The sequence below is a fragment of the Saccharothrix sp. BKS2 genome, from assembly GCF_047689505.1.
Taxonomy (GTDB): domain Bacteria; phylum Actinomycetota; class Actinomycetes; order Mycobacteriales; family Pseudonocardiaceae; genus Actinosynnema; species Actinosynnema lopnurensis.
The window spans coordinates 514994-537616 of the sequence record NZ_JAUQOL010000002.1; the positions used below are offsets into that span (position 1 = coordinate 514994).

The window sequence follows — 22623 nt, forward strand, 5'->3', positions numbered from 1 at the left end:
GGGAGTTCCGCCCCCGGGTTCAAAGCGGGTTCACAGTTCCACCCCACCGACCGAGAACGGGGTCCACCCGCTGCCGCGCGGGTGGACCCCGTCCTGCTCCGGGCTGCCGCTCTGGATCGCTTCCCGGGGACGCGGCTCCCCGAACCGCCCCCCTAGGCCGCGTCCAGGGAAACCGCTGCCCGGTCTCCCTCGCGACCCTGCCCCGCCGCACCCGGCCGCGCTGCCGGGGCGGCGGGGTCGGTTATCGGCGTCCCTGGCGGGGCGCCGTCACCTGCCGCTGTCGGCTGACGGTTCTGCCGATCGTGATCTCCGGTTTCGGGAAGAGGCGGATGACCACCTCGTCGTTCTTGCCCTTCTTGCTCAGCACGAGCCACACGACGCCGAATACGAAGACCAGGACCAGCGCGACGACGACCACGAACGCCCACGGGTAGGCGCCGGCAAGAGCTGTCATGGGAGGAGCGTAGAGCCGGGGTCCGCTCGAATTCCGATCAATGGATCATCCGGTAAGATGGGGGATATCCCCGGAGGCCGGCGATCGCCACACCGGTATTCCCGTTGTAAACCCGACCGGGGGTCCTGGGCAAGGGCATCACCGGTGAATTCACACTCCCGGACCACGCGGCACAGCGGAGCGTCACGAGATCGACACCGTCCGCTGGGGTATATCCTCTGGTGTGATTTACCTCACACCTTAAGTGACCGAAGTGCGCTGGTCAGAGCGTTGCAGCTTGATGACGGTGGGCCCGGGAGGTCGGGCGACCGCAGCACATCTCCAGGCAATGCTAAACCCCCGCCGAAATGATCGCCAGCGGTGACGCGGGGATTCACGCGAACAGCGGACGGCCGTGCCGGAACAGGTCGGCAACGCGCTCCGGAATGGCACAGGGGCGCCGATCCGCACCTCGTCAGGCCGGGTCGGCGCCCCTGTCGTGCGCACCGCACCCGGGTCGGCGCTGGGAGGGCCACCGATCGGATGCGCGTTCGGCACTCTACCTCACCACTCGAACACACGTTCGAGAGGGTGGGCTGGGTCAACAGTTAGTGACGGTGACTACCGCCGTTCACTCGATCCGGGGAGGATGCGCGCACCCGCCAACTTCCGGAGGACCCCTTGAGACCCACTCCGCTCCGCCTCGGAGTAGCGGTCACCGCCGCCTCGGCCGTGACGCTAGCCCTCGCCACGCCGATCCTCGCGGCCCCGAGCCCGGACGCCCTCGTCGCCGAGGTCTACGGCGGCGGCGGCAACTCCGGCGCGACCCTGACCCAGGACTTCGTCGAGCTGGCCAACCGCGGTGCCGCCCCGGTCGCCGTCGACGGCTGGAGCGTCCAGTACCTGCCCGCCTCCGCGAGCCCGAGCAGCCAGTGGCAGGTCACCCCGCTGACCGGCTCGATCGCCCCCGGCGGCAGGTTCCTCGTCGGGCAGGCCAAGGGCACCGGCGGCACGGTCGAGCTGCCCACCCCGGACGCCACCGGCACCACCGCGATGAGCGGCACGGGGGGCACCATCGCGCTGGTCACCGGCACCGCGGCGCTGACCTGCAAGACCGCCGCCGACTGCGGCACCGACACCCGCGTCCGCGACCTGGTCGGCTACGGCACGTCCACCGTGGTCCGCGAGAGCACCCCCACCGGCAACCTGGGCAACACCACCTCGGCCGCGCGCACCGCGCTGACCGACACCGACGACAACGCCGCCGACTTCGCCGTGGGCGCGCCGACGCCGGTCAACTCCGCCGGCCAGGGTCCGGGCGGTCCCGACCCGGACCCCGACCCCGAGCCGGGGGACAAGCGCATCCGCGACATCCAGGGCACCACCCGCCTCTCGCCGCTGGCGGGCCGGCGGGTCGCGGGCGTCCCGGGCGTCGTCACCGCCGTGCGCACCACCGGTGACCGCGGCTTCTGGTTCCAGGACACCGCCCCGGACGCCGACCCGCGCACCAGCGAGGGCCTGTTCGTCTACACCGCGGGCCTGAACCCGACCGTGGAGCCGGGCGACGACGTGCTGGTCACCGGCACGGTCGCCGAGTACCGGCCGGACGGGGACACGGCGGCCAACTCGTTCCAGACCCTCACCGAGCTGACCGGCGCCGCGGTCACCGTGAGGTCCAAGGGCAACGCCCTGCCGGCGCCGGAGGTCCTCTCCGTCCCCGCGGGCTACCTGCCGACCGCGGGCGGCGGCTCCATCGAGCAGCTCCCGCTCGACCCGGCCACCTACGCGCTGGACTACTTCGAGTCCCGCGAGGGCATGTACGTCCAGGCCGACGACCTCCGCGTGGTCGGGCCGACCAACAACTTCAACGAGACCTTCGTGACGCTCGCGCCGGACCAGAACCCGACCGCGCGCGGCGGCACGATCTACCTCGGCTACGACCGGCCGAACAACGGCCGGATCAAGGTCAAGCCGGGCAGCGCGACGCCGACCAAGAGCAACGTCGGCGACACCTGGCGGGGCGCGACCCTCGGCAACATCGAGTACGCCAACTTCGGCGGCTACGTCCTCGCGGCCAAGTCGGTGGGCGAGCACGTCCCGGGCGGCCTCCAGCCGGAGGTCACCGACGCGCAGCGCGGCTACGAGCTGTCCGTGGCCACCTACAACGTGGAGAACCTGGCCGCGACCAACGACCAGGCGAAGTTCGACCGCCTGGCCGCCGCCGTGGTGGCGAACCTGGCGAGCCCGGACGTGGTCGTGCTGGAGGAGATCCAGGACGACAACGGCACCACCAACGACGGCACGGTCGCCGCGGACGCGACCTTCACCAGGTTCACCGACGCCATCGCGGCCGCGGGCGGCCCGCGCTACCGGTGGCGCCAGATCAACCCGGTCGACGGGGCGGACGGCGGCGCGCCGGGCGGCAACATCCGGGTCGCGTTCCTGTTCAACCCGGACCGCGTGTCCTTCGTGGACCGCGCGGGCGGCGACGCCACCACCCCGGTCGAGGTCGTCAAGCAGCACGGCCGCGCGGCGCTGTCGGTGTCGCCGGGCCGCATCGCGCCCGCCGACCCGGCGTGGGGCAGCAGCCGCAAGCCGCTGGTCGGCGAGTTCAAGTTCCGCGGCCGCACGGTCTTCGTGGTCGCGAACCACTTCAACTCCAAGGGCGGCGACCAGGCCATGCACGGCCGCTACCAGGAGCCGACCCGCGGTTCCGAGGTGCAGCGCCTCCAGCAGGCCGCGCTGCTCAAGGGCTTCGTGGACCGGGTGAAGGCGGTCGACAAGGGCGCCAACGTCGTCCTCGCGGGCGACATCAACGACTACCAGTTCTCCCCGGTCGTCAACTCCCTGACCGCGGGCGGGCAGGTCGTCGCCCTGATGAACACCCTCCCCGAGGCCGAGCGGTACAGCTACGTGTTCGAGGGCAACTCGCAGACCCTCGACCACATCCTGATCAGCTCGAACATCACCCGCTACCGCTACGACGTGGTGCACATCAACGCGGAGTTCGCCGACCAGGCCAGCGACCACGACCCGCAGGTCGTGAAGCTGCGCCCGAGCACCGGCAACGCGAGCGTCGACAAGGTCGTCTTCCTGCTGGAGGACGTCCTGGAGTGCCTCCCCCGGTAGTGGCGCGACGACGCACGAGAGGGGCGGTCCCGGACGGGGCCGCCCCTCAGTCGCTCTCTGAACTCGATTCCCTCTCCTCTGAATCGGAATGCCCGTAGAACGCCGTGTTGAGTTCGTGGTTCTCGCCGAGAGCGGCGGTGGCGTCGGAAGAAGGTGGTCGCAGAGTCCTTCGCAGTTGCTTCGGTGTCGACGGGGTGTCGATGGGTTCACGGATCCACTTTTTGCTCTTCGGTGTGGCGGTGCCGGAACCCGATCGCGCCTCGGTGTGGAGAACTTTCAGGTCATCGGCTGTGTCGCTCATTGTTTCCAACAGGTGTTCCAATTTTTCCCACGCCTGCTTGTCGTGTTCGCCCCGGCCGTGGTGCCCGATCGTCTGCACGTGGTGCAGCAGGGTGAGGTAGTACCTGGTCAAGCGCTTTTCCAGCACCAGTTGGTCATCGCCCACCTCCGCGATTTTATCGACGTACTCCTTGAGCGCCTCGTCCCTGCTGGCGCCCTTCGCCGCGTTGAGGGAACCCTCCATCGGCTGTAGGTTCTCCACGTTGTGGTAGTACATCTTGGCGGCGAACAGCGTGGGGTACCAGCCGTATTTTCCTGTGTCCAGGAAGAGTTCTTCAAAAGTGATCCCTCGCTTCTCTTTCTTGATCGTCTCCTTCCAGGACTTGATGTCCCCTCCGTTTCTGTCCGCCCACTTCGCGATCTCCCACAGGGAACTCTTGATTTTGTCCCAGGGCAGGATGTGGTCGATCTGGAAAGCGGTCAGGGGGAGCCAGTTGCCGACGTGGGGATCGTCGTGGAACGTCCGGACGGCTTCCTTGGTGTGGCTCCGGTCGGTGACCAGGACCTTCGAGTTGAGCCACTTGTCGTTGATCAGTTTCCCCTTGAACCCGGGGCTGAACGACACCGCTTCGCCGCTCCACACCTTCTTCTTCCCCGTCTGCGCCTTCTTCGTGGCCATGAGGCGATCGGTGTCCGCGCTCCACAGCCCTTCCTTCGGGTCGGCCGCCCGCTGGACCGCCAGGGCCGTCGCCCGGTTCCCGGCGGCGCGTTGTAGCGCCAGGAAACCGGGAACGCCGACCGGCCCCGGTCGGGCCCGGGCGCGTGGTGCGGCGCGGGTGGCGCGGAGGGGGAGCGGGACCGCTTCTTCGGGGGTCGTCCGATCGTGGGGCACGGGAGCACCTCGGCGGCTCGTGCGCCGGCCGGTCGGTCGCGACGTCGGTCGGCGATCCGGTGGGTTGGTGCACCCAGGGTGCCCACGTCGAACCGGGCGGGGCAACGGGTGTGCCCCGAACGTGGCGAGGGCCCGAACGTGGCGAGGGCCCCGACACGCGGTGTCGGGGCCCTCGGCCAGCGGAGGATACGGGATTTGAACCCGTGAGGGGGTTAACCCAACACGATTTCCAGTCGTGCGCACTAGGCCACTATGCGAATCCTCCGCCGGGAAGTCTAACGGACGGCCGCTCCCCGCCCAAAACGGCTGGTGGGCGCGGGTTCTCCGGCGGGTGGTGGGAACGGCGACGGGTTCGCCGGCCGGTGGTGACGGCGGCGACGGGTTCGGTGGGGACGGCGACGGGTTCGGCGGTAGTACCCGCCCGGGTGGACCCGGTCGCGCGAGCGTCCCCCTCCCGTGGCAGCCGGCGGTCACCGGAACGGCGTGTTCGGGTCCCGACGGCTGAACCGGCCGTTCCCGCCGGGTGATCCCGAAATGCGCACCTCAACTCCTCGCGGAGCACCTCGTACGTTCGGCTGGTCCGCCCGCGTCCCGGTTCGCGGGGAGCGGGGAACCCCGTCGAATCCCGTGAGGGGAAAGCCGAATGGCGAAGAAGAGGTCCGCCGCCCCGGTGGCCGTGCTGACCGCGCTGCTCCTGACCGGCGCCACCGCCGCCACCGCCGCCGCGACGCCGGGTCCGAACGCGATCGGGAATTCCGTGACCACCGATTTCCCCGTCTCCCTGACCACCGCGCCCGAGCACCGGCTCGGCGATCCCGTGGTGCTCGACTTCGAGCTGCGCAACGCCACCGACCGCGACGTGTCGGTGCTGGTGTGGGACACCCCGCTGGAGGGCGGCACCCTCCGCTTCGTCCGCGTCCACCGCGCCGGCGTCGAGGTGCCCTACGACGGCCGCTCGATCAAGCGCGGCGACCCGTCCGCCGCCTCGTACGCGCCGGTCCCGGCGGGTGGCGCGGTCCACGCGTCCTTCGACCTGACCTCGGCGTTCGCCATCACCGAGCCCGGCGACTACACCGCGACCCTCGACGCCCGCCTGCGCGACGTGGTCACCGGCGCCCCGTCGACCCGCGCCCGCGCCGACCTCGCCGGGGTCGCGCTGGAGCCGGTCGCGGTGGGTTTCCGCGTGCTGCCCGGCGGCCCGGCCCGGATCACCGGCGGCGAGACCGCCCGCCGCTCCGCCGCGACCCCGGCCGGGCGCGCCGAGCCGAACCCGCCGGCGTTCGACGGGGGCACGGACACCGAGCGGAGGCAGATCACCAGGGCGCACGAGCAGGGTTTCCGCTACACGCGTGACGCGTTCCGGGAGGTGCCCGAGGGCGAGGCGCCCCCGCGGCGCTACAAGAAGTGGTTCGGCGCCTTCGGCGAGAACCGCTACCAGCGCGTGCACGATTCCTACGGCGCCGTCCTGCGCTATTTCACGCAGGAGACCATCACCTACACCCCGCACGGCGAGGGGTGCCGGGACGACTACTACGCCTACACCTACTTCGACGCGAAAGCCGTGTGGTTGTGCCCGGTGTTCTGGCGGATCGAGATGACCGGTCTCGACTCCAAGGCCGGCACGGTCGTGCACGAGCTCAGCCACGCGGCCGCCCACACCGAGGACCACGTCTACGGCACCGAGGCCGCGCTCCGGCTGGCCGAGGAGGAGCCCGGGAAGGCCGTGCGGAACGCGGACAACTACGAGTACTTCGCCGAGACCACGTCCTGAACGCGTGCCCGGACCCGGCCGCCGGTCGGGTCCGGGCGACGCCTTGGTCACAGCGCCACCCCTTGTGTGCGGTCACAACCATTTCTTCGGTTAGGCTCACCTAAGGAGGTGCAAGGTGAAGCGTGGTCTCGTGGTCGTCCTGTCCGCACTGCTGCTGGCCGCTTGCGGCGGCGGTGGTGACGACGGGGAAAACCCGGAAAGCGGGCAGGGCGCCGCCCCGGGGGCGGTGACGGTCGACACCCGGTTCGGCCCGGTCACCGTCGAGGAGCCCCCGACGCGGGTGGTCGCGCTCGGCTGGTCCGACGCGGAGACCGCGCTGGCCCTGGGCGTGCAGCCGGTGGGCGCGAGCGACTGGCTCGGGTTCGGCGGCAAGGGCGTCGGCCCGTGGGCGGAGGGCCTGTACCGGCAGGCGCCGCAGCTGCTGGGCACCACGGAGATCGACTACGAGGCGGTCGCCGCGCTCCAGCCCGACCTGATCCTCAACACCCGGTCGGACAACGACCAGGCCAAGTACGAGACGCTGGCCAAGATCGCGCCCACGATCGGCGCGCCGAAGGACGTGATCCAGTACGGCACGACCTGGGAGCAGCAGGTCGAACTGGTGTCCAAGGCCCTGTTCAAGGAGGACGAGGGCCGGAAGATCATCAGCGACCTCCAGGCGAAGTTCGCCGACAACCGGAAGTTCGACGGCAAGACCACCGTCGTCGGCGCGTACTTCGACGGCAAGTTCGGCGCGTACGTCTCCGGCGACGCCCGCACCGACTTCATGAGGGCCATCGGCTTCACGCCGCGCCGGGAGGTCGAGGAGCTGGCGTCCGGCTCGTTCTACGTCGACATCTCGGCGGAGCGGCTGGACCTGCTCGCCGCCGACCTGACCGTGCTGTTCCCGATCGGCGGCGACGCGAGCGCGCTGAAGGGCAACCCGCTGGTGCCGGAGAAGGCGCTGGTCCTGGAGGACAAGGCCCTGGTCAACGCCTTCTCCAGCGGCTCGTCGCTCGGCACGGCCTACGCGCTGGACAACGCGGTGCCGCTGTTCAGCCGGGCGCTCGGGCTCTAGCAGAACCAGCCGTCGGCCACCCAGCCGTTCGCGTTGATGTGGCCGTAGGCGAAGCCGTAGACGTAGTTGCCGACCTTGGGACCCTTCACCAGGAACGTCTGCCCCCGGTAGAGGGTGCCCATCCACGGGCCGTCGTTGGGCGCGGTGCGGACGTAGAGGTCGGTCGCGCACACGGTCTCGCGCTCACCGACGGTGCCGTTGGCCGCCTGGGCGGGTGCGGCGGTCGCCACCAGGGCGACCGCCGCCACGAGCAGCGCTCTGGTCACCACGAGTCGTACCCCCCGATGCACTCGGCGCGCAGGTAGCCCCAGTCGTTGGGGCCGAAGTCCATGCTCGCCGCCCAGCCGTTGTAGACGGGGTGGGCGCCGGGCGTGTGGCCGATCTTGTTGCCGTAGGTCAGCGTCCGCTTGAACTGGACCGGACCGGACGAGTGGTCGTAGTTGCCGTAGAAGCTCGCCGTCTGGCAGACGACGATGGCGTGCCTGGGCACGACCGGGTCGGCCGCCGCCGTGCCGGCGGCGAGGAGCAGGGTGGCGCACGCGAGGAGCAGGACCCTCATGGCGTTCCTCCTTCACCGGGAGTTACCGATGTCGGTGAAGAGTTTCCCGTGCCCGCCGCGAGGTCGTCCAGGGGCATTGGCTACACTGACTGCGGACCTCGTGCGGCACACATCCCATGAACCTCCCCAGGGCCGGAAGGCAGCAAGGATAAGTGGGCTCTGGTGGGTGCACGGGGTCCCCTTTCGTCTCACCCACCGGGCCCGACGGGGGTGTCGGACCCTCCCGGTAAGGTCGCCGACGTGGCGCTCGCCCTCTACCGCAAGTACCGACCGGCGACCTTCGGTGAGGTCGTCGGGCAGGAGCACGTCACCGATCCGCTGCGCGTCGCCCTGGGGGCGGGCCGGGTCAACCACGCGTACCTGTTCTCCGGGCCGCGCGGCTGCGGCAAGACCTCCAGCGCCCGCATCCTGGCGCGTTCGCTGAACTGCGTGAAGGGCCCCACGCCCGAGCCGTGCGGCGACTGCAACTCGTGCGTCGGCCTCGCGCCCAACGGGCCGGGCAGCGTGGACGTGGTGGAGCTGGACGCGGCCAGCCACGGCGGCGTGGACGACGCCCGCGAGCTGCGCGACAAGGCGTTCTACGCGCCCGTCGAGGCGCGCTACCGGGTGTTCATCATCGACGAGGCCCACATGGTCACCACGCAGGGCTTCAACGCCCTGCTGAAGATCGTGGAGGAGCCGCCCGAGCACCTGATCTTCATCTTCGCCACCACCGAGCCGGACAAGGTGCTGCCCACCATCCGCTCGCGCACCCACCACTACCCGTTCCGGCTGATCCCGCCCAGGGACATGCGGGCGCTGCTGGAGCGCAACTGCGCGGCCGAGGGCGTGGTGGTCGAGCCGGCGGTGTTCCCGCTGGTCATCCGGGCGGGTGGCGGTTCGGCGCGCGACACGCAGTCGGTCATGGACCAGCTGCTGTCCGGCGCCGGGCCGGAGGGCGTGCGGTACGAGCGGGCGATCTCGCTGCTCGGCGTGACCGACGTGGCGCTGATCGACGACGTGGTGGACGGCCTGTCCACCGGCGACGGCTCGACGGTGTTCGGCACCGTCGACCGGCTGGTGGAGGCGGGCCACGACCCGCGCCGGTTCGCCTCGGACCTGCTGGACCGGCTGCGCGACCTCGTGCTGCTGCACGCGGTGCCGGACGCGGGTGAGCGCGGCCTGGTGAACGCGCCCGCCGACGAGCTGGCCAAGATGGCGGCCCAGCGCGACGCGACCCGGCCCGCGACGGTCACCCGGTGGGCCGAGGTGCTGCACCAGGGCCTGACCGAGATGCGCGGCTCCACCGCGCCCCGGCTGCTGCTGGAGCTGGTGGTGGCGCGGATGCTGCTGCCCTCGGTGGGCGATGTGGAATCGGGCCTGCTCCAGCGGGTCGAGCAGCTGGAGCGCCACGGCCCGCCGGCCGGTGGCGCGGCCGGGAACGGGGGTGCGGCCGGGAACGGCGGCGCGCCCGCCGGTCGGACGTTCCAGCGCCCCTCGCAGCGGCCCGGGGACGCCCCGCAGGCCGGCGGGGACCACTCCGCCGCACCCTCTACCGCCCAGCCGGCCGCGCACCACGCGGCCGCACCGCAGGTCGCACCCCAGCCCGCACCTCAGGTCGCGCACCACGCGGTCGCGCACCAGCCCGCACCGCAGGCCGGGCCACCGGCTGCCCCGCCGCAGGCTCCGAGCCCGCAGGCTCCCGGCCCGCAGGCCGCCACACCGCAGGCCGCACCGTCTGCCGCGCCCCGGCCCGCGACGCCCGAGCCCGCAGCGCCCCACCCGGCGCCCTCCCCAGCGGCCTCCCAACCCGCAGCGGCCCACCCGGCGGCCGACCACCCGGCGGCACCGTCCGCCGCGCCGCAGGTCCCGGCCCAGGCGACCCCGCCGGCCGACCGCCCGGCCACGCCCCCGACCCGGCCGGCCGCCGAACGACCCGCCGAACGCCCCGCACCGGTCGAGCGCCCCGCGCCCGCCCCGCAGGCCGAACACCCCGCACCCGCCGAACACCCCGCACCCGCCGGCCCGGCCGGCCTCGACGTGGCCGAGCTGCGCCGCCGCTGGCCCGAGCTGCTGGGCGTGGTCCGGGGCACCAGCCGCAGCACCGAGGCGATGCTCACCAACGCCGCGGTGTCCGACGTGGACGGCAGCGTGGTCACCCTGACCCACCCGTCCGCCCCGCTGGCCCGCCGCCTGGCCGAACCGCGCAACGTCGACGCCATCTCCGCCGCCCTCGCCCAGGTCCTGGGCGGCACGTGGCAGGTGAAGTGCGTCCACGGCGAGCCGAGCGCCGCCCCGACCCGCCCGGTGCAGCAGAAACCGCAGCGGCCCGCCCCGACCAGGCCCAGCCAGGCGGCCCAGCCGCGCCGGCCCGAGCCGTCCCGGCAGGCCCCGTCCGCCTCGTCGGCGCCCGCCGACGACATCCCGCCGCCGCCCGAACCGCCCGAGCCCGACGACCCCCTCCCGCCGGAACCGGTCGACGAGGAGGAGATGCTCGCCGAGGCCGCCCGACCGACCGAGGAGGGCGATCGGGGACTCGACCCGGAGGCCGTGGTGCTCAAGCTCCTGGCCGACGAGCTGGGTGCTCGCCCGTTGAAGGGCTGATCGACGCGGCTACGCTGGTGAACGGCGGCAAACCCGGAAGAGAGGAACCCGCGGTGCAACCCGGTGGGCCCAACATCCAGCAGATCCTCCAGCAGGCGCAGGAGATGCAGCAGAAGCTCGCGGCCACCCAGCAGGAGCTGGCCGAATCCGAGCTGACCGGCACCGCGGGCGGTGGTCTGGTGACCGCGGTGGTGTCCGGCGGCGGTGAGCTCAAGCGCCTGGAGATCGACCCGAAGGTGGTCGACCCGGACGACGTCGAGACGCTGTCCGACCTGGTCGTCGCCGCCGTGCGCGACGCGAACCGAGCCGCCCAGGAGCTGGCCGCCCAGAAGATGGGCCCGCTGGCCGCGGGCATGGGCGGGATGGACGACCTCGGCGGTCTCGGGAAGCTGTTCGGCTGATGTACGAGGGGCCCGTCCAGGACCTGATCGACGAGCTCGGCCGCCTGCCGGGCGTCGGTCCGAAGAGCGCGCAGCGCATCGCCTTCCACCTGCTCGCCGCGGACCCGGCCGACATCGGCCGGCTCCAGGACGCCCTGCAGAAGGTCAAGGACGGCGTGGTGTTCTGCGACGTGTGCGGCAACGTCTCCGCCGAGACGACCTGCCGCATCTGCCGCGACCCGCGCCGCGACCTGACGCTGATCTGCGTGGTGGAGGAGCCGAAGGACGTGCTCGCGGTGGAGCGGACCCGGGAGTTCAAGGGGCGCTACCACGTCCTGGGCGGCGCGCTCGACCCGCTGTCGGGCGTCGGGCCGGACCAGCTGCGGATCAAGCAGCTGCTCACGCGCATCGGCACGGACGTCAACGAGATCATCATCGCCACGGACCCCAACACCGAGGGCGAGGCGACCGCCACCTACCTGGTGCGGATGCTGCGCGACTTCCCCGGCCTCACCGTCACCCGGCTGGCCTCGGGCCTGCCGATGGGCGGTGACCTGGAGTTCGCCGACGAGCTGACCCTCGGTCGGGCGCTGTCCGGCCGGCGCAGCATGTGAGGCTCGTCGCGGTCGACGGCCCGTCCGGCTCGGGCAAGTCGACCTACGCGGCGCGGCTGGCCGGGGAGCTGGGCGCATCCGTGGTCCCGACGGACCACTTCGCCACGTGGACCGACCCGGTCGCGTGGTGGCCGCGCCTGCTGCACGGCGTCCTGGAACCCCTGTGGCGGGGGGAGCCGGGGCGCTACCGGCGCATGGACTGGTCGGAGGGTTGGCCCAGGCTCGGCGGGTGGGTCACCGTGCCGGTGTCGGGCGTCCTGGTCGTCGAGGGCGTGTCGGCCGCGCGGCGCGCCATCGCGCCACGCCTGGACGAGGCCGTGTGGGTGGAGCTGCCGGACCCGGCGGAGCGGTTGGCCAGGGCCGTGGCCCGGGACGGCGCGGCGAGCCGCGCCCACCTGGAGCGCTGGCAGGCGTTCGAGCGGGGCTGGTTCGCCGTGGACGGCACCAGGGCGCGGGCGACCCGCGTGGTCACGGTGGACTGAGCGCGGGCGACCCGCCCCGGAGCCACCCGTCCTCTCCCCGGAGCTACCCCAACAACCGGCGCACGACCTCGGCCTCCGGCGAGCAGCCGACCGCGCCGAACCCCTCCAGCGCCGCCCGCCAGTGCGCCACCGCGCCGTCCCGGTCGCCCGACGCGGCCAGGGTGTCGCCCGCCAGGTGCGCCGCCCGCGCCCCCACGAACCGCTGCCCCGTGTTCCGGCTCAGCTCCAGCGCCCGCAGCGCCAGGTCCAGCGCCTGCGCCAGGGCCCCCTGGTCCAGCCGCACCCGCCCCAGCACGGTCAGCACCTCCACCTCGGCCAGCCGCAGCCGGTAGCGCACGGCGCTGTCCAGGGCCTGGTGCGCCGAGTAGCGGGCCTCGTCCAGCCGACCCGCCGCGCGGTGCGCCAGCGCGAGCCCCCGGCGGGCCACGCAGATGCCCATCGGGTAGCCGGTCTCCTCCGCGACCCGCAGCGCCTCGGTGGTGCGCTCCACCGCCTCGTCCAACCGCCCCAGCCCGCACAGCGCCTCGCCCAGCGCGTTCGTCGCGTCGCACACGCCCTTGAGGTTGTCCAGGCCCTCCGCGATGTCCACCGCCCGCCCGGCCTCGGCCGCCGCCTCCGCGAACCGGCCGCGCATCAGGTGGGCCAGCGCCAGGCCCTCGTGCGAGAAGTGCGCGAACCGCCGCGCGCCCGCCCGCTCGTACAGCTCGCCGCACCGCTCGTACAGCCGCGCCGCCCGCTCCGGCTCGCCCAGGAACAGGTGCGCCTCGGCCAGCGCCCGGTGGCTGTCGGCCTGCGTCATCCACGCGCCCAACCGGTTGCCGACGTCCAGCGCGCCCTCGAACGACGACACCGCCCGGTCCAGCTGCCCGAGCTGCATGTAGACCCCGCCGAGGTTCAGCTGGGCGATGCCCTCCTGCTGGAGCGCCCCGATGGACCGGGTGATCACCAGCGCCCGCTCCAGGTGGTCGGCGGCCAGCTCCAGCTCGCCCACCTCGATGTAGAGCGCGCCGAGGTTCGCCAGCACGGCCGCCTCCGCGGCGGGCGCGGCGCCGGTGCGCTGCTGGATCGGGATGGTGCGGCGGAAGTGGTCCACGGCCACCCGGTGCTGGCCGATCGCCCAGTACAGCGTGCCCAGCGAGGACAGCATCGCCACCTCGCCCACCGGGTCCTGCGTCGCCTGCGCCACGGCCAGCCCCGCCTTGGCCGTGGCCAGCCACTCCACCGGCAGCCCGGTCGGGTAGAAGTAGCGGCGCAGCGCGTCGGCCAGCTGCCACACGTCCGGGTCGGGCCTGCGGTCGGCCGCGTGCACGACCAGCGCCACCAGGTTGCCCCGCTCGGCGTCGAGCCAGGCCAGCGCCTCGGCGGAGGAGGCGAACAGCCGGGGCGTCACGCCCGCCGCCGCGCCGGTCCGCGGCAGCCGCAGCAGGGTGCTCTTGAACGCGTCGGTCGCGTTGTCCACCGACCGGATCGACCAGTCCAGCAGCCGCCGCACGGCCAGGTCCCGCTCGGCCGGGTCGTCCTCGCACTCCAGCCGCTCGGCCGCGTAGTCCCGCAGCAGGTCCTGGAACTGGTAGCGGCCGGGCGCGTGGTTGTCGACCAGGTTCGCGGTGGCCAGCCGGTCGAGCCGCCGCCGGGCGTCCTGGGTGGTCAGCCCGCCCAGGGCGGCCGCCACGTCCGGCGTGATGTCGCCCGGGGCCAGGCTGAGCAGTCGGAACAGCGCCGCCAGCTCCGGCTTCAGCGCGGTGTAGGACAGGTCGAACGCCGCGTGCACGGCGGCCCGCTCGTCGCCCTCCACGGCCAGCGCGGCCAGCCGGTCGCCGGCCCGCAGCTCCTCCACGTACGAGGCGATGGTGATCTCCGGCCGCGACAGCAGGTTGGCCGCCGCGATGCGCAGCGCCAGCGGCAGGTGCGCGCACAGGGCGGCCAGCTCGTCGGCGGCCCCGGACTGCGCGGCCACCACCTCCTCGCCGAGCATCCCGGCCAGCAGCGCCCGCGTCTCGGTCCGGTCCAGCACGTCGAGCCGCACGTTCGACGCGGCGTGGCTCACGGCCAGCCCGCGCAGGGTGTCCCGGCTGGTCACCAGCACCGCGCACCCCGGCGAGCCGGGCAGCAGCGGCCGGATCTGCTCGGCGTTGGCCGCGTTGTCCAGCACCAGCAGCACCTGCTGGTCGGTCAGCCGCGACCGGAACATCGCCTCCTGCTCGTCCTGGTCCAGCGGCACCTCGCCCGGTGGCACGCCCTGCGCCCGCAGGAACCGCGGCAGCACGTCGACCGCGCTCAGCGGCGGCCCCGAGGCGTAGCCGCGCAGGTTCACGTACAGCTGCCCGTCGGGGAAGAAGTGCCGCAGCTTGTGCGCCGAGTGCACGGCCAGCGCCGTCTTGCCCACGCCCGGCGGCCCGGCCAGCGTCACCACCGGCACGCCCTGCGCGGTGCGCAGCAGCGCCTCGATCAGCTGGACGGCCTGCTCGCGGCCCACGAAGTCGCCGATGTCGGCGGGCAGCTGCGAGGGCACCACCCGCTCGCGCGCGGCGGTCGCCGACTGCCCCGCCTCCAGCGCGGGGGAGGAGCTCAGCACCTGCTGGTGCACGCGCCGCAGCTCGTCGCCGGGGTCGATGCCCAGCTCCTCGGCCAGCAGGCCGCCGACCCGGCGGTACGCGGCCAGCGCGTCGGCCTGCCGCCCCGACCGGTACAGCGCCACCATCAGCAGCGACCACAGCCGCTCCCGCAGCGGGTGCTCGCCGGTCAGCCGGTACAGCTCGGGCACCACCTCGGCGTGCCGGCCCAGCTCCAGGTCCGCCTCGAACCGGCGCTCCTCGGCGTGCAGCCGGCGTTCACCCAGCCGGGGGACTTCGTCGCGGTGCAGCACCTCCGACGGCACGTCCACCATCGCCGGGCCCCGCCACAGCGCCAGGGCCGCGGCGAAGATCGCCGACGCGGACTCCGGCCGGCCCGCGGCCCGCTCCCGCTCGCCCTCCTCGACCAGCTGCTCGAACCGCATCACGTCGATCGTGCGCTCGTCGACGTCGATCAGGTACCCGTCGGGCACGGTCCGGATCGGCACCGCGGGCCCGAGCACCTGCCGAAGCCTCATCACGTAGGTCTGGAGCGTGCCGCGCGCCCGCGCGGGCGGGTCGGCGCCCCAGATGTGCTCCGCCAGCTCGTCCACCGAGACCCCGGCCCCGGCCCGCATCAGCAGCGACACCAGCAGCGAGCGCTGCCGCCCCGCCCGGACCGCCAGCTGCTCCCCGTCCACCAGCACCTGGAGCGGGCCGAGGACGCGGAACTCGACCACTGGGCTCACCGGGCGACCTCCCCTCCGCGCGAGTGCGGGTTTCCGTTGTCCGTTGTACAGCGTAGGAGAGCGTTTGCCCGATCAGCCGTGGTCACGTTGGGTCAGCGCGGGTCAACCGGATGTACGAGAATACGAGACCACGTGGCCGGATCGTGACCTGTGCTGCCGCAGAAGGGTTGTGGTGACCGGTTAGGGTCCCTCACCACACCGAGAGATAGCGGATTTCCATAGGGGTGTTTGATGGTTCATTCCCGAACGGCACGACGCCGCTGGACGGCCGCGATCGGCCTGACCGGCGTCGCCGTACTCGCACTGTCCGCCTGTGCGCAATCCGAGCGGGGGGAAGACGCCGGGACCGGCCAGACCGGCGGCACCATGGTCTTCGGCGCCGCGGGCGAGCCCAAGAACTTCGACCCGATCTTCAACGACGACGGCGAGAGCTTCCGGCCCATCCGCCAGATGTTCGACACCCTCATCACGTACAAACGGGGCACCGCCGACCTCGCGCCCGGCCTGGCCGAGAAGTGGGAACCGAACGCCGACGGCACGTCGTGGACGTTCACACTGCGGAAAAATGTGAAATTCCACGACGGTTCCGCGTTCAACGCCGAAGCCGTCTGCTTCAACTTCGACCGCTGGTTCAACATCAAGGGCGCCGCCGCCCAGAGCCAGATGATCTACTACGGCGACGTCTTCGAGGGCTTCGCCAACAACGAGGGCGACGCCGCGGGCGACCCGGTCTACAAGTCCTGCGAGGCGAGCGACGAGCACACCGCCGTCCTCAACCTCAACAAGTACAAGGGCGCGTTCCCGGCGGCCTTCGGCCTGACCTCGCTGTCCATCTCCAGCCCGGACGCGCTGAAGCAGTACGACGCGGACAACGTGCAGCAGTCCGGCGACTCGTTCAGCTACCCGGCCTACGCGACCGAGCACCCGACGGGCACCGGCGCGTTCAAGCTGGAGAGCTACGACCGGGCCAACAAGACGATCACCCTCGTCCGCAACGACGACTACTGGGGTGAGAAGGCCAAGCTCGACAAGCTGATCTTCAAGATCATCCCGGACGAGAACGCCCGCAAGCAGGAGCTGAAGGCCGGCACGATCGACGGCTACGACCTGCCCAGCCCGGCGGACTACAACTCGCTCAAGACCGACGGCTTCAACGTCACCCCGCGCCCGGCGTTCAACATCCTGTACCTGGGCATCAACGGGGCCAACACGCCGGCGCTGAAGGACCTGAAGGTCCGCCAGGCCATCGCGTACGCGGTGAACCGCGAGCAGCTGGTCAAGACCAAGCTGCCCACCGGCGCCGAGGTGGCCACCCAGTTCATGCCGGACACGGTGGCGGGCTACGCCGACGACGTCCAGCAGTACCCGTACGACGTGGCCAAGGCCAAGGACCTGCTGGCGCAGGCCGGCGCGACCGGCCTGTCGCTGAAGTTCTACGTGCCGACCGAGGTCTCCCGGCCGTACATGCCGAACCCGACCGAGCTGGCGGCCGTCATCGCCGACGACCTCAAGGCCGCGGGCATCAACGTCGAGATCGTGTCCCGCCCGTGGAACGGCGGCTACAAGGACGACGTGCAGAAGCTCGGCAAGCACGACCTGCACCTGCTCGGCTGGACCGGTGACTACAACGACGCCGGCAACTTCGTGGGCACGTTCTTCGGCCGCGAGAAGGCCGAGTTCGGCTTCAACGACCCGGCCCTGTTCGACGCCATCTCCGCGGCCGACGCGGTGGTCGACCAGAACGAGCACGCGGAAGCCTACAAGCAGGTCAGCCGCGACCTCATGAGCAAGTTCCTGCCCGCGGTCCCCGTGTCCCACTCGCCGCCGGCGATCGTGGTGAGCAGCAAGATCTCGGGCCTCGTGCCCAGCCCGCTCACCGACGAGCGCTTCGACACGGTGAGCAAGGGCTGATCCGACTGGACGGCCGGTGGTGGCGCCCGCGACCCGGGCGCCACCACTGCTGTCCAAGGGGTTTCCATCATGCTGCGATTCATAGTCCGTCGCCTGCTCCAGGCGATCCCCACGCTGCTGATCCTCTCCCTGCTGGTGTTCGCCTGGCTGCGCCTGCTGCCCGGCGGGCCCGCCGGCGCGCTGCTCGGCGACAAGGCCACCCCGGAGAAGATCGAGGCGCTCAACAAGGTGCTCGGGCTCGACCAGCCCGTGTTCATCCAGTACCTCAGGTTCCTCGGCCGCGTCCTCACCGGGGACTTCGGCAGCTCCCTGATCAGCGGTGAGCCGGTGTTGGCCGAGATCGGCCGGGCACTGCCCGCGACCATCGAACTGTCCCTCGCGGCGCTGCTGTTCGCCGTGGCGCTGGGCATCCCGCTCGGGTACCTCGCCGCGAGCCACCGAGGCCGCTTCCTCGACAACGCCACCGTGATCGGCACGCTCGTCGGCGTCGCGGTCCCGGTGTTCTTCCTCGGCATCCTGCTCAAGCAGGTGTTCGCGCAGGACCTCGCCCTGTTCCCGCCGTCGGGCAGGCAGGACGTGACGATCGACGCGACGCACATCACGAACTTCGCCGTGCTGGACGGCCTGCTCACCCAGGAGTGGGACGCCTCGGCCGACGCGCTGTGGCACCTGGTGCTGCCGGCCATGGCGCTGGGCACGATCCCGCTCGCGGTGATCGTGCGGATCACCCGGGCGTCCGTGCTCGACGTGCTCAACGAGGACTTCGTCCGCACCGCCAACGCCAAGGGCCTCCAGGCGCCGGTCGTGCGGCGCAGGCACGTGCTGCGCAACGCGATGCTGCCCGTGTCCACGACCATCGGCCTGCAAACCGGCCTGCTGCTCGGCGGCGCGGTCCTCACCGAGCGCGTGTTCGTGTGGGGTGGCCTCGGCTCGCTGCTCGCGCAGGGCATCGAACGCCGCGACTACCCGCGCCTCCAGGCGCTGCTGCTGCTCGCGGCGGTGGTGTACGTCCTGGTGAACCTGCTGGTCGACATCTCCTACGCGATCATCGACCCGAGGGTGCGGACGTCATGACGACACTGCTGAAGCGCAAGAAGCGGCGGGTCGACGAGCTGGCCGAGACCGCGGGCACCAGCCTGGCGGCCGACGCGCTCAAGCGCATGGCCCGCAGCCCCGTCGCGATCATCGGCGCGGCGATCGTGCTGCTGTTCGTGGTGCTGTCGGTGGTCGCGCCCTTCATCACGCCCAAGGACCCCTACCAGCGGTACCCGGAGCTGGTGGACGGCCTGCGCGCCGACTTCATCCCGGGCCCGATGCCGGGCTTCCTGCTGGGCAGCGACGAGCTGGGCCGCGACTTCTTCAGCCGGCTGCTGGTCGGCGCGCAGCAGTCGCTGATCGTCGGCGTGGGCGCGACGCTGTTCGGCCTCGTGGTCGGCATGCTGATCGGCGGCGCCGCGGGCGCCTTCGGCGGCTGGGTGGACAGCTGGCTGATGCGGTTCACCGACATCATGCTGTCCATCCCGAGCCTGCTGCTGGCCATCTCGATCGCGGCGCTGGCCAGCCGGGGCAGCCAGACCACGGTGATCATCGCGGTGGCGGTGACCACGGTGCCGATCTTCGCCCGGCTGCTGCGCGGGGCGATGCTGGCGCAGCGGCACAGCGACCACGTCCTGGCGGCGACCGCCCTGGGCGTGAAGCGCAGGACGATCGTGTTCCGGCACATGCTGCCGAACTCGCTCGGCCCGGTCATCGTGCAGGCCACGCTGACCCTGGCGACCGCCATCATCGAGGCCGCGTCGCTGTCGTTCCTCGGGCTCGGCGACCCCGACCCGGACCGCGCGGAGTGGGGCCTGATGCTGGGCAACTCGCAGCGCTGGATCGACGTCCGGCCCGAGCTGGCGTTCTACCCGGCCATCGCGATCATCATCGTGGCGCTCGGGTTCACGCTGCTCGGCGAGTCGCTGCGCGAAGCCCTCGACCCGAAGAACAGGAGGTGATCCTCGGTGGCGATGCTCGAAGTGCGTGACCTGCGCGTGGTGTTCCAGCGCCGTGGCTCCGAACCGTTCAACGCCGTCGACGGCGTCTCCTTCGACGTGGACCCCGGGCAGACCGTGGGCCTGGTCGGGGAGTCCGGCTGCGGCAAGTCCGTGACCTCGCTGGCGATCATGGGCCTGCTGCCCTCGCGGGGCAACAAGGTCACCGGCTCGGTGAAGTTCGAGGGCACCGACCTGCTCAAGCTGAGCAACCGGGAGATGCGGGACCGCCGCGGCCGCGACCTCGGCATGGTCTTCCAGGACCCGCTGTCGTCGCTGAACCCGGTGATCCCGATCGGGTTGCAGGTGACCGAGGTGCTGGAGCGGCACCGCGACATGCCGCGCAAGAAGGCGATGGTGGAGGCGGCCGAGCTGCTGGACAAGGTCGGCATCCCCGACCCCCGGCGGCGGCTGACGGAGTACCCGCACCAGCTGTCCGGCGGGATGCGGCAGCGCGCGCTGATCGCCATCGCGCTGGCGTGCCGGCCCCGGCTGCTCATCGCGGACGAGCCGACCACCGCGCTGGACGTGACGATCCAGGCGCAGATCCTGGCCCTGCTCAAGGAGCTGGTCCGGGACACCGGGACGGCGCTGATCATGATCACGCACGACCTCGGCGTGGTGGCCGGCCTGTGCGACGAGGTCAACGTGCTCTACGCCGGCCGCGTCGTGGAGGAGGCCGAGCGGCACCCGCTGTTCGCCGAGCCGCGGCACCCGTACACCCACGGCCTGCTCGCGTCCATCCCCCGGCTCGACGCCCCGCGCGGCGAGAAGCTCGTGCCGATCAAGGGCTCGGTCTCGGACAACATCCCGTGGGACCAGGGGTGCGCGTTCGCGCCGCGCTGCCCGAACGCGCTGCCGGTGTGCCGCGAGGTGACCCCCGCGCTGGAGCGGGCCGACCTGCGGGCGCTGCGCTGCCACAACCCGGTGCTGCCGGGAACGCCCGCCGCACAGGAGGTGCCCGCATGACCGCGGCTGTCGAGCCGACCGCGACCGGCGACGTGGCCGCGGGCGAGGCGCTGGTGACGGTCGAGGGGCTGAAGGTCCACTTCCCGATCAAGCGCGGCTTCGTGGTGGACCGCACGGTCGGCCACGTCTACGCGGTGGACGGGGTGGACCTGACCATCCGGCGCGGCGAGACCTACGGCCTCGTCGGCGAGTCGGGCTGCGGCAAGTCGACCCTCGGGCGCGGGATGCTGCGCCTGGTCGAGCCCACCGCGGGCCGCGTGGTGTTCGACGGCACGGACCTCGTCGGGCTCAAGGGCGAGTCGCTGCGCAGGATGCGGCGGCGGATGCAGATGGTGTTCCAGGACCCCATGTCATCCCTGGACCCGCGGCAGTCCGTGGAGTCGCTCCTGGTCGAGGGCCTGCGGGCGCACGGGCTGGACAAGGGGCGGGAGGCCACCGGCAAGCGGCTGCGCACGCTGCTGTCGGCGGTCGGCCTGCCCGTCAACTCGCTGCGCAAGTACCCGCACGAGTTCTCGGGCGGTCAGCGGCAGCGCATCGGCATCGCGCGGGCGCTGGCCGTGGAGCCGGACCTCATCATCGCCGACGAGCCGGTGTCCGCGCTGGACGTGTCGGTGCAGGCGCAGGTGGTCAACCTGCTGGAGGACCTCCAGGAGGAGTTCGGCCTCACCTACCTGGTGATCGCGCACGACCTCGCCGTGGTGCGGCACATCTCCGACCGGGTCGGCGTGATGTACCTGGGCGGGCTGGTGGAGGAGGCGACCTCGGACGCCCTGTACGCCCAGCCGCTGCACCCGTACACCAGGGCCCTGCTGTCGGCGATCCCCGTGCCGGACCCGCTGGTGGAGGACCGCCGGGAGCGGATCCTGCTCACCGGCGACCTGCCCTCGCCCGCCAACCCGCCGTCCGGCTGCCGGTTCCACACCCGGTGCCCGTGGCGGCAGCAGACCCGGTGCGACACCGAGCGGCCGGCGCTGCGCGAGGTGGTGCCCGGCCACCGGGTGGCGTGCCACTGGGCGGAGGACATCCTGGCCGGGACGATCAGGCCGCACGAGGTGGAGCCGGTGCTGGTCGAGGAGGAGGGCCTCTCGCCCGACGCCTCGCCGCTCGGCCCGGCCTCGGTGACCGAGGTCCTGAACCCGTAGTCGGGACGGGGGCGCCCCACCCGGGGCGCCCCCCTTTTTTCGCTTGCCCGGCGATGGCGGGCTCCTCCACGATGGCGACCGGTGCCGCGGGTCCACCCGCGGGGGAGGAGCACGTGGTGGAGCACACCTACCGGGTCCTGGTGCGCGGTCGGTTCACCGACCTGGACGACGCCGGCCGGGCCCGGCTGCTGGCGGCGGTCGACCGGCACGACGCGCTCACCAACGGCTTCACCGCCGAGGGCGCGCTGACCTACGACCGGTCGCTGGACTTCTTCAGCTTCCGCGTCGAGCTCCGCGCCGAGGTCGGCCCGGACGAGCGCGCCGTCCGCGACCGGGGCCTGGCCTCGGCCGCCCGCGCCGTCGAGCGCTACGACGTCGACTTCCGCGACCTGCGCGCCTCGGTCACCGACGTGGACCTGATCAAGGTCCGGCGGCCGAAGCGCTGACCGGGGGCGCCTCCCCCCTCGTCGACGCCCCCGGTCCCCCTCACGCCGGCCAGCTCGGCGAGCGACCGAGCAGGCCCACGAGGCGGTCGGTGACGGGCGCGTCCTCCGGCACCCCGACGGGGTGGGCGAACGGGGCGCCCGGACCCCGGACGTCGGGCGTGGTCGGGTAGCGCAGCGCCATCCGGTGCGCGGCGCCGGCCAGCTCGGGGTCCAGGGCGGCGTCGACGCCCAGCGCGCGGCGCAGGTCCCAGGCGTGCACCAGGTTGTCGACGAAGTGCGCGGCCACCAGCTCCCGGGCCGGGCGCGGGCCGAAGCCCGGGAAGACGGCGGTGCGGTCGAGGAAGCCGTCCGCGCGGAACGCGGCGGTCGCCGCGTCGGCGGCGGCCCGGTAGGCGACGAGCGCGTCGTCGCTCGCGGGTCCGCCCGGCGCGGTGCCGAGCGCGGCGGCCGCGAAGCCCGCCGTCACCTCGACCTGGTGGCGCATCAGCTCGCGGACGGTCCAGCCGGCGCACGGCGTGGGCAGGCCCAGGTGCTCCTCGTCCAGCTCCGCCCACAGCTCCAGGGTCAGGTCGAGCGCCGCGCGGTTCAGCTCCAGCAGGTTCATGCTTCCCCCTCAAGTTGTACGAACGATCGTACAATTAG

19 protein-coding genes, 1 tRNA gene and 1 other RNA gene are annotated in these 22623 nt (G+C 72.4%); 14 read left to right on the plus strand and 7 right to left on the minus strand.

The window, feature by feature from the left end:
• Positions 1-241 precede the first annotated feature (241 nt).
• Positions 242-454, minus strand: coding sequence for a hypothetical protein (locus Q5530_RS05060; RefSeq protein ID WP_380632376.1), 213 nt, complete (start codon positions 452-454; stop codon positions 242-244).
• 711 nt (positions 455-1165) lie between these two features.
• Here Q5530_RS05060 and Q5530_RS05065 point away from each other — a divergent pair.
• Entirely contained in the window at positions 1166-3562 is a 2397-nt protein-coding gene (locus tag Q5530_RS05065; protein ID WP_415361009.1) for an endonuclease/exonuclease/phosphatase family protein, read from the plus strand.
• Between the two features lie 46 nt (positions 3563-3608).
• Here Q5530_RS05065 and Q5530_RS05070 read toward each other — a convergent pair whose 3' ends face one another.
• Positions 3609-4733 carry a hypothetical protein gene (locus Q5530_RS05070; RefSeq protein ID WP_415361010.1) on the minus strand — a complete coding sequence of 375 codons (1125 nt, stop codon included), beginning with the start codon at positions 4731-4733 and terminating at the stop codon, positions 3609-3611.
• 180 nt (positions 4734-4913) lie between these two features.
• Positions 4914-4998 (minus strand) — tRNA-Ser (locus tag Q5530_RS05075).
• 378 nt (positions 4999-5376) lie between these two features.
• Between Q5530_RS05075 and Q5530_RS05080 the strand changes: the two genes are divergently transcribed.
• Both Q5530_RS05080 and Q5530_RS05085 read left to right on the plus strand, forming a co-directional pair.
• Positions 5377-6504, plus strand: coding sequence for a M35 family metallopeptidase (locus Q5530_RS05080; protein WP_415361011.1), 1128 nt, complete (start codon positions 5377-5379; stop codon positions 6502-6504).
• Between the two features lie 115 nt (positions 6505-6619).
• Positions 6620-7561: an iron-siderophore ABC transporter substrate-binding protein gene (locus tag Q5530_RS05085; protein WP_415361012.1), complete on the plus strand. Its 942-nt coding sequence runs from the start codon at positions 6620-6622 to the stop codon at positions 7559-7561.
• Here the strand turns inward: Q5530_RS05085 and Q5530_RS05090 are convergent.
• The gene (locus tag Q5530_RS05090; RefSeq protein WP_415361013.1) at positions 7558-7830 is read right to left on the minus strand and encodes a hypothetical protein; all 273 of its coding nucleotides are present in this window, start codon (positions 7828-7830) and stop codon (positions 7558-7560) included. The genes Q5530_RS05085 and Q5530_RS05090 overlap by 4 nt on opposite strands.
• The gene (locus Q5530_RS05095; protein ID WP_380632364.1) at positions 7824-8120 is read right to left on the minus strand and encodes a hypothetical protein; all 297 of its coding nucleotides are present in this window, start codon (positions 8118-8120) and stop codon (positions 7824-7826) included. The genes Q5530_RS05090 and Q5530_RS05095 overlap by 7 nt, the downstream gene beginning before the upstream one ends.
• A 90-nt stretch (positions 8121-8210) precedes the next feature.
• Between Q5530_RS05095 and ffs the strand changes: the two genes are divergently transcribed.
• From ffs to Q5530_RS05120, 5 genes are all read left to right on the plus strand, one after another.
• Positions 8211-8305, plus strand: an RNA gene (gene ffs, locus Q5530_RS05100) — signal recognition particle sRNA small type.
• Positions 8306-8360: 55 nt separating this feature from the next.
• Positions 8361-10703 carry a DNA polymerase III subunit gamma and tau gene (locus Q5530_RS05105; RefSeq protein WP_415361014.1) on the plus strand — a complete coding sequence of 781 codons (2343 nt, stop codon included), beginning with the start codon at positions 8361-8363 and terminating at the stop codon, positions 10701-10703.
• Positions 10704-10756: 53 nt separating this feature from the next.
• Positions 10757-11104 (plus strand): YbaB/EbfC family nucleoid-associated protein, encoded by a 348-nt coding sequence (locus Q5530_RS05110; RefSeq protein ID WP_344034248.1) that lies wholly within the window; start codon positions 10757-10759, stop codon positions 11102-11104.
• Positions 11104-11697 carry a recombination mediator RecR gene (gene recR, locus Q5530_RS05115; protein WP_380632356.1) on the plus strand — a complete coding sequence of 198 codons (594 nt, stop codon included), beginning with the start codon at positions 11104-11106 and terminating at the stop codon, positions 11695-11697. Before Q5530_RS05110 ends, recR begins: the two co-directional genes overlap by 1 nt.
• Positions 11694-12179, plus strand: coding sequence for a uridine kinase family protein (locus Q5530_RS05120; protein WP_415361015.1), 486 nt, complete (start codon positions 11694-11696; stop codon positions 12177-12179). The genes recR and Q5530_RS05120 overlap by 4 nt, the downstream gene beginning before the upstream one ends.
• A gap of 43 nt (positions 12180-12222) precedes the next feature.
• Here the strand turns inward: Q5530_RS05120 and Q5530_RS05125 are convergent, their stop codons facing one another.
• On the minus strand, positions 12223-15480 hold the full coding sequence (locus Q5530_RS05125) for a BTAD domain-containing putative transcriptional regulator (RefSeq protein ID WP_415361016.1): 3258 nt from the start codon (positions 15478-15480) through the stop codon (positions 12223-12225).
• A 366-nt stretch (positions 15481-15846) separates the two neighbouring features.
• Between Q5530_RS05125 and Q5530_RS05130 the strand changes: the two genes are divergently transcribed.
• The 6 genes from Q5530_RS05130 (at position 15847) to Q5530_RS05155 (ending at position 21981) form a co-directional block, all read left to right on the plus strand.
• Entirely contained in the window at positions 15847-17391 is a 1545-nt protein-coding gene (locus tag Q5530_RS05130; protein ID WP_415361017.1) for an ABC transporter substrate-binding protein, read from the plus strand.
• A gap of 69 nt (positions 17392-17460) precedes the next feature.
• Positions 17461-18465, plus strand: a complete 1005-nt coding sequence (locus Q5530_RS05135) for an ABC transporter permease (protein ID WP_415361018.1) — start codon at positions 17461-17463, stop codon at positions 18463-18465.
• Positions 18462-19388, plus strand: coding sequence for an ABC transporter permease (locus Q5530_RS05140; RefSeq protein WP_380632348.1), 927 nt, complete (start codon positions 18462-18464; stop codon positions 19386-19388). Before Q5530_RS05135 ends, Q5530_RS05140 begins: the two co-directional genes overlap by 4 nt.
• Positions 19389-19394: 6 nt before the next feature.
• Positions 19395-20393 carry an ABC transporter ATP-binding protein gene (locus Q5530_RS05145; RefSeq protein WP_415361020.1) on the plus strand — a complete coding sequence of 333 codons (999 nt, stop codon included), beginning with the start codon at positions 19395-19397 and terminating at the stop codon, positions 20391-20393.
• Positions 20390-21535 (plus strand): ABC transporter ATP-binding protein, encoded by a 1146-nt coding sequence (locus Q5530_RS05150; RefSeq protein WP_415361022.1) that lies wholly within the window; start codon positions 20390-20392, stop codon positions 21533-21535. Before Q5530_RS05145 ends, Q5530_RS05150 begins: the two co-directional genes overlap by 4 nt.
• A gap of 53 nt (positions 21536-21588) precedes the next feature.
• The gene (locus tag Q5530_RS05155; RefSeq protein ID WP_415361023.1) at positions 21589-21981 is read left to right on the plus strand and encodes a DUF6204 family protein; all 393 of its coding nucleotides are present in this window, start codon (positions 21589-21591) and stop codon (positions 21979-21981) included.
• A gap of 40 nt (positions 21982-22021) precedes the next feature.
• On the opposite strand, the gene Q5530_RS05160 is transcribed toward Q5530_RS05155, so the two are convergent.
• Positions 22022-22585 (minus strand): TIGR03086 family metal-binding protein, encoded by a 564-nt coding sequence (locus tag Q5530_RS05160; protein ID WP_415361026.1) that lies wholly within the window; start codon positions 22583-22585, stop codon positions 22022-22024.
• Between the last annotated feature and the right edge of the window lie 38 nt (positions 22586-22623).